Genomic DNA, 15,440 nt, shown 5'->3' on the forward strand with positions numbered 1-15,440 from the left:
ACTCACTGATAACGTTCAGCCGTATTGTAGGTGCGTTTCTCAAGCCAGCGCCCCCAAGCAAAAATCACTAGCCCGCAAAGGGCTAAACCGGTACCGACTAACCCCGTGCTCGACCAACTAAAACCCGCGCTAATCACCAGTCCCGCTAACCACGCTCCTAACGCATTGGCTCCATTAAAAGCGGCATGGTTTAGCGAAGCCGCCATCGTCTGGGCATCTTCTGCCACATCCATTAAACGGGTCTGCAGCGCAGGCGCTAGCGCCATGCTGGAACCGACTAATCCGACAAATAACAGCCCCGTCCAAACATTATTAGCAGCAAAATAGAACAATCCCTGAATTACTGCGCACCACACCAAGGTAGCGGGAATCGCGCGCATCAGGTTCTTGTCCGCTGCACGACCACCGATCAAATTCCCAGCGATAGAGCCAAGACCAAAGATGACCAACACTAGCGGCCCCAGCGCTTCACTCATACCCGCTTGCTGAGTAAGCGTAGGCATCACATAACTAAAAATAGCAAACATACCGCCACAGCCAATACAGGCAATGGCCACCGTCACCAGCACACGCTGCTTTATCAATGCCGACAGTTCACGTAACGGGCTTGCCAAAGCATCGAACGGCTGTACAGGTACCCACAAACGAATCAATAGCGCGGTCAACAGGGCAATAATGCCTACGGCTGCAAAGGCGATTTGCCAACCAAACAGATTGCCTGTCCACGTGCCTAACGGCGCGCCAATCAGAATCGCCAACGTCAAGCCCATCATTACCCGTGAAATAGCACGTGCCCGCTGATCAACTGGCACTGCACCCGCGGCCACCAATGCGGCTACGCCAAAATAAGCACCGTGGGGTAACCCGGCGATAAAGCGCAGCCCTACAAATGACCAGAATCCCGGCGCCATGGCACTGGCGATATTACCGACGGCAAAGACCAACATCAGCACAATGAGCAACGCACGCTTAGGTACCCGCGCTGCAAAGGCAGATATCAGTGGTGCACCGACTACCACACCCAGGGCATAGCTACTGATGGCATAGCCCACCTGTGGCACCGTAACGGCGAGATCTTCCGCGACACGGTTCATTAACCCCATAATGACGAATTCGCTGGTGCCAATACCAAACCCGCCTAACGCCAACACGACTTCTGCCAATCGCGGGTTACGTGCCAATCCCGATGACGACGCCTGCATACTTTTCTCCCCCAGGCGCATTCAACACCTGCTTAACAAAACGGTCTTGTATAGCTGCAAATGATCGCAGGATTAGACAAAAGTAGAAATACGCAACACCAAAAAAGTTAGCGGGCGAACGAGGCAATTCCTACGGATTACAACGGTATTATCCTAGTTTTGTTAGTGTGTTTTTAAACTTATAAGCAGGTGAAATGTTCATGACACTAGAGACTATCGAGTGCGCCATGGAGGCACTGGCTAAAGCAGACCCCGATATTGCCCGTGCTTATCCACTCGTGGGAGCACCCGCCCCGCGCCAACGCGACCAAGGCTTCGCAACGTTTTTTAGTACGATTGTTAGTCAGCAGATTTCGACGGAAGCGGCGCGCGCTATTATGGGCCGTGTCACTTCATTGCTACCTGAATTGCACGCGCAAGCAGTTATCGACGTTGAAGACCAAGCGCTGCGTGATGCAGGGCTTTCCTGGCGCAAAGTAGCCTATGCCAAAGGGCTGGCGGAGGCAGAGCTTGCAGGCACATTCAGCGCCGATGGGTTGGCCACGCTGAGCGATGACGAGGCGATTGCCGCCATCACTCAACTACGTGGTTTTGGACGTTGGAGCGCCGAAATTTACCTGATGTTTTCGCTCCAACGCGGGGATATATTTCCCGCCGACGACCTTGCCTTACGTGTAGCGCTTGGCCGTCTAAAAAAGCAGGAAGACAAACCCACGCCTAAACAGGCTCGCCAGTTAGTCGAACACTGGGCCCCCTGGCGTAGCGTGGGTTCGCTATTTTTATGGCACTACTATCGTGGAGAGCCGCTTTAGGGAACGATCTTACCCGTTAGATCATCGTCATGATCAGAAGGCGATGGCGGCGCTATGAGTGCCTCAGGCTGAGCAATAAAGCGATACGCTAGCGCCCCTAACGCCGCGCCGATCATAGGCGCTACCCAAAACAGCCACAGCTGAGCCGTCGCCCAATCTCCTACATATAGAGCAACGCCCGTACTACGCGCTGGATTCACCGAGGTATTGGTCACCGGAATGCTGATCAGGTGAATCAGCGTTAAGCCCAAGCCAATCGCCAACGGCGCAAACCCTGCCGGTGCGCGGCCATCGGTTGCCCCCATAATGATGAAGATAAACATCATGGTCATTACGACTTCCGTTAGTAACGCCGCCGTCATGCTATAACCGCCGGGTGAATGCTCTCCATAGCCATTGGAGGCAAACCCAGCCGACACATCAAACCCTGCTTGGCCACTCGCAATCAGATACAGCACGCCACCGGCAACAATGGCACCCAGTACTTGCGCACCAATATAGTAAGGCAACTCTTTAGCAGGAAAGCGCCCTCCCACCCAAAGCCCTACCGATACCGCAGGATTTAAATGGCACCCCGAAATATGCCCAATCGCATACGCCATCGTAACAACCGTTAAACCAAAGGCCAGCGACACCCCTAATAGGCCAATGCCGACTTCTGGAAAAGCCGCTGCTAACACCGCGCTGCCACAACCGCCCAATACTAGCCAGAACGTACCAATTAACTCCGCTACGTACTTTTTCATATCCCTACTCCTCTAATGACCAAGCATCATTGGGAATACTGCGCCAGCGAGTTAAGCACCCATAAAGACGCTTATTGATGTGTACGCAGTAATGCGTGCACTCAGTGCACGCCATTTTTTTAATTAACTTAAAGAGAGAAACTAGTTCTTAAACACTAGGCATATTGTTAATTTATTTTACAACAAATTAGTGTAAAAACAACTTAACCAAGCACCTAAAGAAAAGACAAGCTTTTATATAACAGCCTTTGAAAATGGGCAACAAAATATCACCAGCGACTTTAAAATAAACAAAAAGAAACAATTAGCGTATTAGTCATTATGCGCTAAAAAATCATGAATCAATTAGATTGATAATAAGTGTTTCTTTAATACCATCTTTTTAGATTCCAAAAAAACGTTAAAAACACCAAAAGCACCCGTTATAGATGAAAAGTAACGGGTGCTAAAAGAGTGCGTTATCTACCTCTATGGATGAAACATTCAAAGCTGACTAAGCCCTAGCCTAGATAGTGAAACGGCAGATCCTGTTTCGGACGCAGGGCGAAGAGCCTAAGGCTTAGGTACCAAGTAGCTCTACCGCCAGTTCAGAGGCCTGTTGCCGAGTCTGCACCACCTTCATGGGAAACTGATACAGTTTTCTTGAGACAGTTTTGAGACGCTCTTCAAGAAGCGCTCTTAGCGCCTCATCCTGGGTAACGTAAACATATCCTTGGCAGAAGTGATTCAGGCGGTCGCGATGTTTTTTGATCCAGAGGATTGCTGTCTTTTCGTCCTCGTGAGGTTCGTCATCATGATCATGGCTAGGTGGCGTCCACACCGCTACGAAAGGCACTTCCTGGGATAACAGGCAGTCCAGTCCAGCCAGAAGTCGGGAGACGCGGTTTTCCTCGTTCAGCTCTGGGAAACGGATAAAAGCCGTCGGCCAATCACCAATATCAAATAAGTCTCGATCCGGCACCGATTGCTGGAATGGCACGTATTTCTGAGTCATGTTGGACATAGTTATTCCTCTGAGTAAAGATGTCGTAAAACGCTGATGACTAGCAGCAGGGCCAGCGCACCGATGGCGTAGAACAGTCCCCAGCCAATCAGAGATATCAGGCTGGCAGCCCCTACAGTGACCAGCGTGCTGGCAAAGCGGCTAATGCCGTAATAGGCGGCGTAGTCGGTCGCTGGCTGTGCCCCTTCTGACCAGCCCAGAATTTTGGCCGCAACGGTGACGTAGATGCCGCTGACACCAGCACCAATGGCGATAGCACCAGCCATAGCAAGGGTCGGTACTAGCTGAAGAAAGCCATATCCCATGGCAACCAGCGACAACAATGAGACGGCTGCGAACAGAGACATGGTGCGAGTCAGTCCAGCGAGTTTCATCAATGGGATAGATACCGCAGAGGTCGCCATCATGGTCAGCGGCCCCAGGGTGCCGACGATCCAGCCCACTTGTTGAATACTGACCCCAAGGTCGATGAGCATCAGTCGATTTAGACCGGCGAGCGGAAAGATGATGCAACAGGTTAGCGTCAGCAACAGTACGCGACGGCGTGAATCAGCCACAGACAGCAGCTTCAACAGGCTGGCCCGACCATGAGAGGAGTCTGGCTGGCTGGAGACGGCATCAAAACGGCCCAACGGTAGGGCGAATAACAGCAGCAACCCCATGACCATCGACAGCAATAGGAAAGCATTCTGCCAGCCTAGCTGATCAAAGAAGCCCACAAAGCCTCCTCCGCCTAGCATGGCGCCCAGGGACAGAGCAGCCAGCTTGGTAGCAGAGGCGACCGGGCGCCATGCAGGGAGAATGGTCTTAACCGCCATGGCATCCAGCGCCAAGTCCATTGTGGCAATGGCCAGCGACACTAACAGGCCCAGACCAAACAATTGCCACCACGGAATACCTTCAGACAGGGCGATAAGTATCAAAAGGAGGATCGCGGCACTCTGCATAGCCACAATCCAGCCCAGCCGGCGAGAAATCAGCGGCAAGCCAACCCTGTCGATCATAGGAGCCCACAAGAAGGTCAACCCGAAAGGCAGGTAAAGCAAGTACAGCCAACCGGTGGAGGCAATACTCAGCCCCTGATCCCGCATAATGGCTGGCATGCCCCCATTCACCACCCCCATGATCAAACCAAAGCCTACATACAGAGCATTGATCCCAAGCAGTACCCAAGGTTGGTGTGCTGCTGCGACTGGCTCTCCCAGCGCTTCGTATCGGTCGAGGCCGCTTGTTTGGTCTGTTTTCATAGGGCTACCACTGGTACTTCAAGGTGGCGTAGACCGAACGTCCGTTGCCATAATTACAAAAGTTGTTGCCCAAACAGGTCACGTAAGTCTTATCGGTCAGGTTGGAGACGTTGAGCTGTGCGTTCACGCCATCCAAGCGCGGATCTAAAACACTCAGGTCATAACGTATTAGTGCGTCTAATAGCGTGTAATCGGGGACACTCAGTCTTTGGGCGCCGGCGGTAAAAGCGTTGGGGCTGTAACCACCAGTTGACTCACCCACGTAGCGGGCACCAGCACCAACGGTCAGGCCGCTGAAGAGCGGTTGGCTGAAACGGTGGTCAATCCACAAGGATGCGGTGTAGTCAGGGATGGCAACCGGAGCATCGCCTCTATCAACGCCAACGCTTTCGCTGATGTCTGCATTGGTGTAAGTCACTGCCCCGATGAGGTTGGTCTGCGTGTCCAGTTCGAGTTTAGCTTCTAGCTCTACCCCCCTGGAGGTGACTTCCCCAGTTTGATAGCGCATGAGCGGATTAACCGTCGTCACCACATCCTGCTGGGTAATATCGAAATAGGCCAGGGTGAACAGGCCGTCCAGCCCAGTGGGCTGATACTTAAGCCCCACCTCGTACTGTTCTGCTGTGGTCGGCTCAAGGGCATTGCCCTGATAGTCTGTTCCGCTCGCCGGCAGGAAAGACGTCGAATAACTGCCATAGACCACTAGGCCGTTATCAAAGCTATACAGTAGGCCCAGCTTGCTACTGAATTCACTGTCATTTTGGGACTGGCTAGTATTGGCCAAGTTGTTGTCGGTTCTGGTGTGGACACGCTCATAGCGGCCGCCCAACAGTAATGTCCACTGATCAAAACGAATCTGATCCTGAAGGTAGATACCATTTTGATCGATGCTTTGCTGCTGATCGACAAAGGGGGCAAGTACCAGTGAGTTGGCGATAGAGTACTGGGGATCTAGATAATCAATGGAGGGAGCCATACCAAACTGTCGTTTTTGCGTAGAGTCAAGGGATTGGTGATCCCAACCAATCAATGCCGTGTGCTCCAACGCGCCCGTTAGGAAATTGGTTTGAACCTGCAGATCGGACGCCAAGCCGGTTGCAGACTCATCCGTCGCAAGGGCGTAGCGGTTGATGGTATGGCCGTCGGCAGCCAGGGATTGTGTAGCGACGTCCTGGGTAATCGAATCGACATTCAGATAGCGCAAATTGTGGCGGATGGCCCAATCGTCACTAAACCGGTGTTCAAACTCGTAACCCAGAGAGTACTGTTCCCGGTCGAATTCAGCGAAAGCTGGATCACCATCATTAAAATCGCTGGGAATCTGTCCCGCGGGACTGTCCCAAAGCGAACCCACCGTTGGCAGAATGCCGTAATAACCACCTTCAGGATCTTTCTGATAGCTGGCTAGAACCGTCAGGTCAGTGTTATCACTTATGCGCCAAGTTAGTGAGGGAGCCACGTAGTAACGCTCTTCCTCCGTGTTAACGACCTGGGTGTCGGCGACCTTGCCAAGAGCAACGAAGCGATACAGCAAGGTTTTATCCTGATTGACTGCATCGGATACGTCGAGCGCTGCCTGGGAGTGGTCATTACTGCCCACCTGGAATTCAACTTCTCCCCTGGGTTCCTCGGTCGGGCGCTTGGACACGGTATTCACTAGCCCTCCAGGCATAGCGGTTCCGTAAAGAGTTGATGAGGGGCCCTTTAGTAGCTCGATACGTTCGCTGCCATAGGCTTCCACTTGTGGAATTGCATACCCCGGCCCTCGCGGAAGACGCAGGCCATCCTGAAACAGGATCGGGTCACTGGGGGAGCCGAAGCCACGGATATAGGGGATGTCATATCGGGTTGCAGACCCACGTATTTCAGCAGCGATACCCGAGGAGTAGCGCAGCGACTGCGCAAGACTCAAGGCACCTTGGGATTCAGCCTGTTCACGAGTGACGACCGACACTGACTGTGGCGTCTCCAAAATTGAAGTATCGGTCTTGGTCGCGGTTGCACTGCGTTGTGCAACATAGCCCTCTACAGGCCCTCGGGCGGATTCCGCTACGCGCTCAGCATAAATATTAATTGGTGCCAGAGTGGTCGTGGCTTCATTGGCAACAAGCAGCCTGAATTGTCCTGGCGCCGTCTGCTCGGCAGTCAGTCCTGTTCCAGCAAGAATTGCCTCCAACCCTTCTCGAACATTATAGGTACCTACCAAGCCCCGGCTGGTCCGACCCGCCGTCAAAGAACCATCAATGGCCAGCAGTATGCCGGCGGTGGAAGCAAACTGGTTCAGCACTTGATCAAGACTGCCTCCTGGGGTGCTGTACTCTGTGAGCAGTTCCGCACGGGAACCACTACCAACCTGTTGTGCGGATGCAGGCGCGATGATAACGCTGCCTAGGCAAGCCAGCAGGACGGCCTGAGCTAATGCTCTGCGCCGCAATGTGTCGTATCGGGAGGGCATGTTTCATCCTCATGGGTGACAGAAATATTAAGCCTCTGTAGTAATCCCGAACGAGAATGAAAAAGTGCTAAGGGTTATGAAAAAAAAGTTTATGAAAATCAGCTTATGGAAATTATTTTATGGAAAAAAGTAGGCGATCTCGCTAGGAGGCAGAGATCGTTACCCAGTAACGGGTCAACGTATGAATGCGAATAGGCAATGCCTGTTCTAGTGCTTGCAGAACTTGGTCAGTGTCACGCAACGGATACACGCCGGAAACGACGAGGCTGGCGACAGCCGGATCACAACGTAGTACGCCGACGCGATAGCGCCCCAGCTCGGCGAGAAAATCATCTAACCTCTGCTGTTCAGCAATCAATAAGCCGCGTGTCCAAGCTGATTTGGCCATATCAGCGGGCGTGGGTAGGGTGACCTGGTGTTGGTCAAAACGAGCCTGTTGACCGGCATTAATCCGCATGCCCGAACTCGACCGGGAGGTGAGCTCAATAGCACCTTCCAGCACCTGAACCAGGACGCTACCGGCAGCATCGTCATACTGACGAACCGAGAATCGGGTGCCGATAGGACGAACCTGACCGCTTCGGGTTGAGACCATGAAGGGGCGTGCAACCGTTGCCCGATCCGGTGCCGTTGCGATCATAACTTCACCTTGACGCAGGTGCAGTGTTCGCTGGCTATCCGTAAAGGTGACGTCAACGGCGCTGTCTGTGTTAAGCGTGATAGCGGTTCCATCCGGCAACGTGACGCTGCGTGTCTCGCCGCGCCGGGTCGTGTAATCGGCGGTTGCGGCCTGCCAATGAGAGGTTCTCTGGATACCATAGCCACTGCCGCCAATACCAACCAAGACGACGAAACCAAGCAGAAGCTGGCGACGTCGAGTATCCGGGCCGCTTGCTCGTAAGGCCCTACCTGCGATGTCACTCGGTATATGACTGAAGGGATCGTGTATCTGCTGGAGCTGCTGCCAAGCCTGCTGATGACTGGGGCTGGCATTCAGCCAAGAGGTGAACGCTTGCCGTTCCTGAGGCGTGACTTCGCCAGACCAGAGAATTATTTGCCACTCCATGGCGGCCTGTAACTCGCTGCTGTGGCATTTTTCCATGTTCTCACAGGAGTCGTTTCCATGAGAGGTAGTGTCGCCTGGGTGACTCATTGGACGCTTCTACTCCTGGGTAGCGGCCACACAGGCCTGCACCGCAAGAAGCATGTAATTGCGGACGGTGGCAACAGAAATACCCAGCTGAACGGCAATCGCCGAGTACGTGAGGCCATCAAAGCGCGACAACAAGAACGTTTCTCGAACCAGGGGCTTTAATCCGCTGAGCATCGCATCAATTCTCACTAACGCCTCAATGGCCAGCCAACTTTCTTCTGGGGAGGGCGTAAATGCCTCAGGACACTGGGCAAGCGCATCCAGATAAGCCTGCTCGATACGCTGTTTCCTATACCGATCAATCACGAGTCCTTTGGCAATCTGTATCAGGTGGGAACGAGCTTGATCGGCGGTTGGCGTTCGGCGGGATTTCAGTATTCGCAAATAGGTATCATGGGCCAGATCCGCTGCGTGGTGCGAACAGCCAAGACGATGACGCAACCAATTATGCAACCAAGCATGGTGGTCGCAGTACAATTGGTGGATATCGTTGGACTCGGCGGTATCAGTGCCGGACACAGGGTATTCCTTGAGCAGCAGGCTTTATGGAGTATAAATAATAATCACTCGCATTGTAGTCCGTTGGTGAAAGTAAAAGCAATTCTGGCGTGAATCCAAGACCAGAACCGCCAAAGCGGCAACGCAGAAGCCCGCTTTATCAAAATTCCGTCACCACCGTCACACCTGCCCCTTCGAACTTATCCATGTTCATCAGCGCATCAATCGATTGTTCAAGAGTAATACGCTTGCCGATAAGCTTTTCAGGCGTCAGCTTTCCAGACTGGATCATCGCCAGCATGGCGTCATAACGGTGCGCCTGCATGCCATGGCTGCCCAGTATTTCAAGCTCGTGGGCAATAACCTTACTCATGGGAATAGCAGGTGTGCTGTTCTCAGCCAACATCAACCCAACCTGAATATGCTTGCCGCGTTTGCGCAGATTGCTGATGGAGTTAAAACAGGTCGTCGGGTGGCCTAATGCATCCAGAGAGACATGAGCACCTCCCTGGGTTATTTCTGCCACTGCCTCAACCACATCGGCAATCTTGGCAGCATTCACAGTGGCAACGGCACCCAATTGACGAGCCAGGTGAAGCGCGTCTTCCGAAATATCGATGGCCACCACATTGGCGCCGACGGCGTTGGCAATCATCACAGCGGATAGACCAACCCCGCCGCAACCGTGGACGGCCACCCACTGCCCTGCCGCTGTTTTGCCCTGATCAACCACTGCCCGAAAAGAGGTAACGAACCGACATCCCAAGCTCGCCGCCGTTGCAAAATCCAATGTCTCTGGCAGCGCGACCAAATTGACGTCTGCATAGTGAATACTCACATACTCAGCAAAGGAGCCCCAGTGCGTGAAGCCGGGCTGGAACTGGCTATCGCACACCTGGTGGTTGCCTGAGTGGCACTCAGGGCAAGTGCCGCATCCACCAACGAAGGGAACCGTGACGCGGTCGCCAATGCGCCATGTTTTTACGTCTTTACCCACGGCCTCGACAACACCGGAAAGCTCATGCCCCGGCACATGGGGAAGTTGAATATCGGTGTCATGCCCTACCCAGCCATGCCAGTCACTGCGGCAAACGCCTGTCGCCATCACTTTCACCACAACCCCATGCGGCTCGGGGGTGGGGTCAGGCAGTTGCTGGATCTGTGGTGGGGCGGAAAATTGCTCAAAAACAACGGCTTTCATAAATGGCTCCTGCGCGGTATTGATTGTTTTTAATATAACTAACCGCGCCTGAAATTACTTTTCTGATAAATGGACACACAGACTGATTTTGAAGCACTCTTTCCATTAATCACCTCACCATGAAAGAGTGTTTCAAATGAGTCAACTGGATAAAGTAGATGCTCAAATAGTCGATAGCCTTCAAGCCGATGGTCGGCTATCCAACGCCAGGCTGGCCGAGCGGCTGGGAATGAGCGAAGCCACCTGCTGGCGACGCCATAAACGCCTGGAAGAATTAGGTGTGATCGAAGGCTATCAAGCCACACTGAACCGCCGACAGCTAGGCGGCAACGTGCTGGCGTTTGTGCAGATCACCTGCACCCAGCACAGCGAGGCGGCCACTGCGGAGTTTGAACGCATTATCCAGGCCAGCTCCCGGGTGCTCAGCTGCCACAACACCACCGGTGAGGCGGACTTTCTCTTGCAGGTGATCGCCCGCGACCTTGATGATTACAGCCGCTTCGTGGAAAAGGTGTTACGCCAGTTACCGGGGATATCAAGCATCCGCTCCCATATCTCCCTGCGAGAAATGAAGGCGACAAGTCACTTGCCGGTTGGAGAGTTGCTAGGCCTGTAAGCGAATTAGTCGGGTAGGTTGTGAAAATAGGAAATAGGCTACCAGCAGGCTTTACGCACTTGAATAACTTCTGCAGCAGGCCGTGGTACGATAAGTAATAAACAGAAAAACAGATACAGTAGTATCCAAAATAGGTCTAAAAAAGCTAAAATGGATACAGTAATATCCTTTGTAGGAATGCATAGCTTATGCACCGTTTTCTGCTGTTAGACGATACCGATGTCCAGCAAGCCTTTGCGACTCACCTGCGCCACTTACGCGAGCAGGCCAACCTATCCCGTGCGGCGCTGGCACAGCGCAGCAGTGTGCCTGCCCCAACCATCAAAAAATTTGAGCTCACCGGGCAAATATCGTTTCGCCAACTGCTGTTGCTATGGCAAAGCCTAGACGACTTGGCACGGCTATATGCGCTGACCCAACAAGACGCATTCAACACAAAGACACCTTCCTCTATCGAAGAGGTGCTCAAAGATGGCCTTTAAACCCACGCAACGGCTGAACGTGACCCGCACGCTATCAACCGGGGAACAGGTTGCTGCGGGCGTATTAGCGCAAAACCGCCAGGGGGTATTTTTTCAGTACGCGAAAGGCTATGAGGAACGACATGGCAACCTATCGCCCTTTACGTTACAGCACGGCCTAGCGCTTCAGCCAGCCCCTAAAACACCGCATCAAGGACTGCACGGCGTATTTGGCGACTGTTTACCCGATGGGTGGGGACTGCTGCTACAAGACCGGGTATTCCGTCAGCATGGTATAGCGCCTATGCAGCTTACGGCGATGGATCGACTGGCATTTGTTGGCCAGCGCGGCATGGGCGCACTGGCCTTTGAGCCAACATCAGATGCTGCGCCGACACAAAGCGATAATGAGCACCTAGCGACACTCGGACTCCAAGCACAAGCCGTTTTTGATGGGCAAACCGAAGACGTACTAAGTGCTCTAGTCGCAGCGGGTAGCTCCGGTGGGGCAAGGCCAAAAGCACAGCTTTTTATGGCTCCAGGCCAATTCAGCGAGTGCCGAACCAAGGCCCGGCCAGAGGATGACGCGTGGCTGGTCAAGTTTACCTCCCAACATTTGCCTTTGGGTCACGAAGAAGGCCTATGCGAAGCGGTATACCTGGAGTTGGCTAAAAAGGCAGGCCTTGAGCCGCCGGAATGGCAGTTGCTGCGCATACCGACGCCTCAGGGGGAACGCGCTTGGCTTGCCATCAAACGGTTTGATTGGATTAATCAAAGCCCTGCGGGGCGTCTGCATATGCATAGCGCCTGTGGTCTGCTGGATGCCGACTTTCGAACTCCTAGTCTTGATTACGCCGACCTTATCAAAGCCAGCCGCCAGCTGTGTAAATCCCCCGCCGTCGGCCAACTCCAATTCCGACGCGCCCTGTTTAACCTGTTTGCCTGCAATCAGGATGATCACAGTAAAAACTGGGCGTTTTTGCAGGACGACCGAGGCGAATGGAAACCAGCGCCTTTCTATGACGTAACGTTTAGCCCTCACCCTTATGCAGAACACGCGACTGCTTACATAGGCTACGGTAAACAGCCGCCTCTAAAAGCCATTCAGCAGCTAGCTGGGCATGCAGGCTTTGCCAACTGGAAACAGGCTCAGCCGTATGTTCAGGAGATCGTAGACGTTATGAGCATTTTCCCAACCGTGGCAAAAGACCTTGGTGTGAAAGCCAGCACGATTGAGCTGATCACCCAGCGATTGAATCAAGCGTGGCAGGAGAACAAGGAGCTTTTACTCAGTTAACGATGACTGTTTAAAGAAGATAAATGGCGAGGAATACGTCCCGCATACAAGCGTTATCGCTCGCCCAAAAAGTTATAATCAGCACCAATTTTCGAAGCACCAAGCTGATACTGATGCACCCCATTAGCTTTATGTGCTGTTTGATTGCAAAGTACACGACATTTTAAGCGTGTGGCGGCTCGCTTGGCGCCGACACGACCGTAATGTAAGGATCCCAAATGGCCATTAAGAAGAACGAGCTCTACTCATCCCTTTGGGCAAGCTGCGATGAATTGCGCGGCGGTATGGATGCCAGCCAGTACAAAGACTATGTGCGCAAGACAGCACGCTGAGTGCCCCTCAGTGGAAGGACACTAACGGCCAGCTGAAACCCTTCGATTTCGCCGTCGCCAACCCTCCGTTCTCCAACAAAAACTGGAGGTGCGCTAAGCCGTAAATACGGCCATGGTACAAAGCTACTGGGAAATAGGCCGTCTGATTGTCGAGCATGAGCAGCAAGGCAGTAGCCGCGCCGAATACGGCAAACAGCAGCTCCAGCAGCTTTCGCAACAGCTCACCGAGCGGCTGGGTAAAGGCTTTGATGTTCGCAATCTACGCAATATGCGCCAGTTTTTATCAAAGCTTTCCAAAACGGAACGCAGTGCGTACCGAATTGAGCTGGACTCACTATCGCACCCTGCTGCGAATAGACAATGCCCAAGCCCGAGACGGGGTATTTGCACGAAGCGATCAACCAAAGCTGCAGAGCAAATGCATAGATGGGACTAAATTCCCATAATCCAATACAAAATGGGAACATAGTACCTAAGCTTTTCCTGGTTCGATTTTAGCTTTGACTATGACAACGCTTTTTTAAAATCACCCTACTGTTTGCAAATTGCCCCTTTGCTTACTCTGCATGCAGGGGAGCCTATAACTTTACGTAGATAGCACCGATGCAAATCAAGATTTCTCAGAGCAGCAGCGCATTATTAACTTGCCCACTGCACCATTAAAGCATTGATGACCAGTGGTGATTTCCGCACTCCATTCTTATTGGAGCCCGTACCGCGGCCTCGTTGAGCGATATCTATCGATAGATTGAAGCCCACACACCCGATAATACCGCCCCAGTGCCTTCTGGCCATGCCGTTTTAACAGGAAAATTCACTTGCTCAATTATCACCAGTTGATAAGATATCCGGCCTATGTATATGTGTACAGTTTTTAACAAACTAGTCAAAGAGAGCGTTATGGAAAGCACGGGACGAAAGCGCTGTGTGATTGGCATACGCGGCCAAACACCTGACCCAAATTACCCAGTAGATATTTGGTTTGACTCACTAAAATCAATCGCCAACGTGCTGTCTAAAGAAAACCAACACTTATTAAAAGTGATCACTGAACAGCAGCCACAGTCAGTCACCGAGCTAGCCGAACTGACAGGTCGGGCGGTAAGTAATGTATCGAGAACGCTGAAGACTTTAGGAAAATACAATCTGGTAGAGATGCAGAGCGCAAAAAAAATGCTCTGCCCTAAAACCACCCATCAAGATTTTTTAGTCGTAGTGAATGATGAAAAATAGATCCAAGACCCTCCAACAAGCAGAAGAGCTCATCAAACCCTTAGCGCTTTCTCATGTGCCCCAAGAAAGCGACGTTGATGCGGTTATTGACCAGTGGTTGCATGCACTCGCAACTGATAGTCAATTTTATTGCAATCTCACGTTGGCTGAGCCAAAGAAGCTCAAAGAAAAAACTTTATCACTTTTGCAAGAGAAAAACTTGTTCTTATCGAGGGAATCATTTTTTGATGAAGTATTCAGCGGTTTAAAGCTAAAGCCCGACTTGGATGCAAAATTTAGATTCATTGACCTTTTTGCTGGCATTGGCGGTGTTAGGCTAGGATTTCAGCGCAGCGGAGGCGCTTGTGTTTTCTCTTCGGAATATGATAAGTCCGCTCAAAAAACATACAAGGTAAATCATGGTGAGTTTCCATTTGGCGATATAACAAAGATAGATGAAGAGGAAATACCTGAGCACGATGTTTTACTAGCTGGTTTCCCTTGCCAGCCATTTTCAAATGCAGGAGTATCGGCTAGAAACTCTGTTGGCAAGAAACATGGCTTTCTTTGCGATACTCAAGGAACTCTTTTTTTTGATGTAATGCGTATTATTGATTCTAAAAAGCCGAAAATAGTCTTTCTTGAAAATGTTAGAAACTTAGAAAGGCATGACAAAGGTCGCACTTTTCAGACAATAAAAGAAACTATTGAGAAGAGTGGCTATAATTTTTATTACAAAGTAATTGACTCTAGTTCAGTTGTTCCTCAGAGAAGAGTTCGTTGTTATATGGTGGCCATACGGTCTGATATATCAGTTGAATTCTGTTTTCCAGATTTTCATGGTGAGCCGAAACCCCTTAGCTTGATACTTGAAAATGATGTTGATGATATATATACAATATCTGATAGGCTATGGCTTGGTCATATGAATAGAACAAAGAGAAATATAGAGCGAGGTACCGGTTTTACGGCTCATACCGCTAATCTTGACAAACCTTCTAACACAATAGTGGCTCGCTATGGTAAAGATGGTAAAGAGTGCTTAATCCCTCAGAAAAATAAAAACCCAAGACTCCTTACTCCAAGAGAATGCGCCAGACTCCAAGGATTTCCTGAATGCTTTATCGTACCTAAATCTCGAACACCTGCGTACAAACAATTCGGTAACTCTGTAGTTGTTCCAATCATCGAGGAAATAGCTAAAA

Annotated in this window: 15 protein-coding genes; 7 read left to right on the top strand and 8 right to left on the bottom strand. The window is 51.6% G+C overall.

Translation table 11 applies throughout. From position 1 onward, the window contains the following. Positions 1-2: 2 nt before the first annotated feature. On the bottom strand, positions 3-1,202 hold the full coding sequence (locus tag INT22_RS05200; RefSeq protein WP_193067826.1) for an MFS transporter: 1,200 nt from the start codon (positions 1,200-1,202) through the stop codon (positions 3-5). Positions 1,203-1,402: 200 nt separating this feature from the next. On the opposite strand from INT22_RS05200, the gene INT22_RS05205 reads away from it, so the two are divergent. Next, positions 1,403-2,014, top strand: a complete 612-nt coding sequence (locus INT22_RS05205; protein WP_193067827.1) for a DNA-3-methyladenine glycosylase family protein — start codon at positions 1,403-1,405, stop codon at positions 2,012-2,014. Here the strand turns inward: INT22_RS05205 and aqpZ are convergent. From aqpZ to INT22_RS05240, 7 genes are all read right to left on the bottom strand, one after another. Then, positions 2,011-2,760 (bottom strand): aquaporin Z, encoded by a 750-nt coding sequence (gene aqpZ, locus INT22_RS05210; RefSeq protein ID WP_193067828.1) that lies wholly within the window; start codon positions 2,758-2,760, stop codon positions 2,011-2,013. The two genes, INT22_RS05205 and aqpZ, sit on opposite strands and share 4 nt — an antisense overlap. Positions 2,761-3,319: 559 nt before the next feature. Continuing rightward, on the bottom strand, positions 3,320-3,763 hold the full coding sequence (locus tag INT22_RS05215) for a hypothetical protein (RefSeq protein ID WP_193060023.1): 444 nt from the start codon (positions 3,761-3,763) through the stop codon (positions 3,320-3,322). Positions 3,764-3,765: 2 nt separating this feature from the next. Then, positions 3,766-5,010 (bottom strand): MFS transporter, encoded by a 1,245-nt coding sequence (locus INT22_RS05220; protein WP_193060021.1) that lies wholly within the window; start codon positions 5,008-5,010, stop codon positions 3,766-3,768. Between the two features lie 4 nt (positions 5,011-5,014). Continuing rightward, positions 5,015-7,465 (bottom strand): TonB-dependent siderophore receptor, encoded by a 2,451-nt coding sequence (locus INT22_RS05225; protein ID WP_193060019.1) that lies wholly within the window; start codon positions 7,463-7,465, stop codon positions 5,015-5,017. Positions 7,466-7,607: 142 nt separating this feature from the next. After that, positions 7,608-8,618 carry a FecR domain-containing protein gene (locus INT22_RS05230; RefSeq protein WP_193060017.1) on the bottom strand — a complete coding sequence of 337 codons (1,011 nt, stop codon included), beginning with the start codon at positions 8,616-8,618 and terminating at the stop codon, positions 7,608-7,610. Positions 8,619-8,627: 9 nt separating this feature from the next. After that, a complete protein-coding gene (locus INT22_RS05235; RefSeq protein WP_193060015.1) occupies positions 8,628-9,137 on the bottom strand; it encodes a sigma-70 family RNA polymerase sigma factor in 510 nt (169 codons plus the stop codon). Between the two features lie 139 nt (positions 9,138-9,276). Next, complete coding sequence (locus tag INT22_RS05240) at positions 9,277-10,317, bottom strand: zinc-dependent alcohol dehydrogenase family protein (protein ID WP_193060013.1); 1,041 nt, start codon at positions 10,315-10,317, stop codon at positions 9,277-9,279. Between the two features lie 136 nt (positions 10,318-10,453). Here INT22_RS05240 and INT22_RS05245 point away from each other — a divergent pair, with 136 nt between their 5' ends. The 6 genes from INT22_RS05245 to dcm form a co-directional block, all read left to right on the top strand. After that, positions 10,454-10,933 (top strand): Lrp/AsnC family transcriptional regulator, encoded by a 480-nt coding sequence (locus INT22_RS05245; RefSeq protein WP_193060011.1) that lies wholly within the window; start codon positions 10,454-10,456, stop codon positions 10,931-10,933. 188 nt (positions 10,934-11,121) lie between these two features. Then, positions 11,122-11,415: a helix-turn-helix domain-containing protein gene (locus INT22_RS05250; RefSeq protein WP_193060009.1), complete on the top strand. Its 294-nt coding sequence runs from the start codon at positions 11,122-11,124 to the stop codon at positions 11,413-11,415. Continuing rightward, positions 11,405-12,691, top strand: coding sequence for a type II toxin-antitoxin system HipA family toxin (locus tag INT22_RS05255; protein ID WP_193060007.1), 1,287 nt, complete (start codon positions 11,405-11,407; stop codon positions 12,689-12,691). The genes INT22_RS05250 and INT22_RS05255 overlap by 11 nt, the downstream gene beginning before the upstream one ends. A 444-nt stretch (positions 12,692-13,135) precedes the next feature. Continuing rightward, complete coding sequence (locus tag INT22_RS05270; protein WP_226912425.1) at positions 13,136-13,459, top strand: DUF1016 N-terminal domain-containing protein; 324 nt, start codon at positions 13,136-13,138, stop codon at positions 13,457-13,459. Positions 13,460-13,923: 464 nt separating this feature from the next. Continuing rightward, positions 13,924-14,256, top strand: a complete 333-nt coding sequence (locus INT22_RS05275) for an HVO_A0114 family putative DNA-binding protein (protein ID WP_193060005.1) — start codon at positions 13,924-13,926, stop codon at positions 14,254-14,256. Continuing rightward, positions 14,243-15,440: DNA (cytosine-5-)-methyltransferase (dcm, locus tag INT22_RS05280; protein ID WP_226912426.1), on the top strand; the 1,198-nt coding region annotated here is incomplete at its 3' end. The genes INT22_RS05275 and dcm, both read left to right, overlap by 14 nt.

Source organism: Halomonas sp. 3D7M, from assembly GCF_014897885.1.
In the GTDB taxonomy this organism is placed as follows: Bacteria; Pseudomonadota; Gammaproteobacteria; order Pseudomonadales; family Halomonadaceae; genus Vreelandella.

Coding starts and splice junctions, on each gene's coding strand:
- INT22_RS05200 (WP_193067826.1), bottom strand. CDS start 1,202: ATGCAGGCGTCGTCATCGGGATTGGCACGTAACCCGCGATTGGCAGAA.
- INT22_RS05205 (WP_193067827.1), top strand. CDS start 1,403: ATGACACTAGAGACTATCGAGTGCGCCATGGAGGCACTGGCTAAAGCA.
- aqpZ (WP_193067828.1), bottom strand. CDS start 2,760: ATGAAAAAGTACGTAGCGGAGTTAATTGGTACGTTCTGGCTAGTATTG.
- INT22_RS05215 (WP_193060023.1), bottom strand. CDS start 3,763: ATGTCCAACATGACTCAGAAATACGTGCCATTCCAGCAATCGGTGCCG.
- INT22_RS05220 (WP_193060021.1), bottom strand. CDS start 5,010: ATGAAAACAGACCAAACAAGCGGCCTCGACCGATACGAAGCGCTGGGA.
- INT22_RS05225 (WP_193060019.1), bottom strand. CDS start 7,465: ATGCCCTCCCGATACGACACATTGCGGCGCAGAGCATTAGCTCAGGCC.
- INT22_RS05230 (WP_193060017.1), bottom strand. CDS start 8,618: ATGAGTCACCCAGGCGACACTACCTCTCATGGAAACGACTCCTGTGAG.
- INT22_RS05240 (WP_193060013.1), bottom strand. CDS start 10,317: ATGAAAGCCGTTGTTTTTGAGCAATTTTCCGCCCCACCACAGATCCAG.
- INT22_RS05245 (WP_193060011.1), top strand. CDS start 10,454: ATGAGTCAACTGGATAAAGTAGATGCTCAAATAGTCGATAGCCTTCAA.
- INT22_RS05250 (WP_193060009.1), top strand. CDS start 11,122: ATGCACCGTTTTCTGCTGTTAGACGATACCGATGTCCAGCAAGCCTTT.
- INT22_RS05255 (WP_193060007.1), top strand. CDS start 11,405: ATGGCCTTTAAACCCACGCAACGGCTGAACGTGACCCGCACGCTATCA.
- INT22_RS05270 (WP_226912425.1), top strand. CDS start 13,136: ATGGTACAAAGCTACTGGGAAATAGGCCGTCTGATTGTCGAGCATGAG.
- INT22_RS05275 (WP_193060005.1), top strand. CDS start 13,924: ATGGAAAGCACGGGACGAAAGCGCTGTGTGATTGGCATACGCGGCCAA.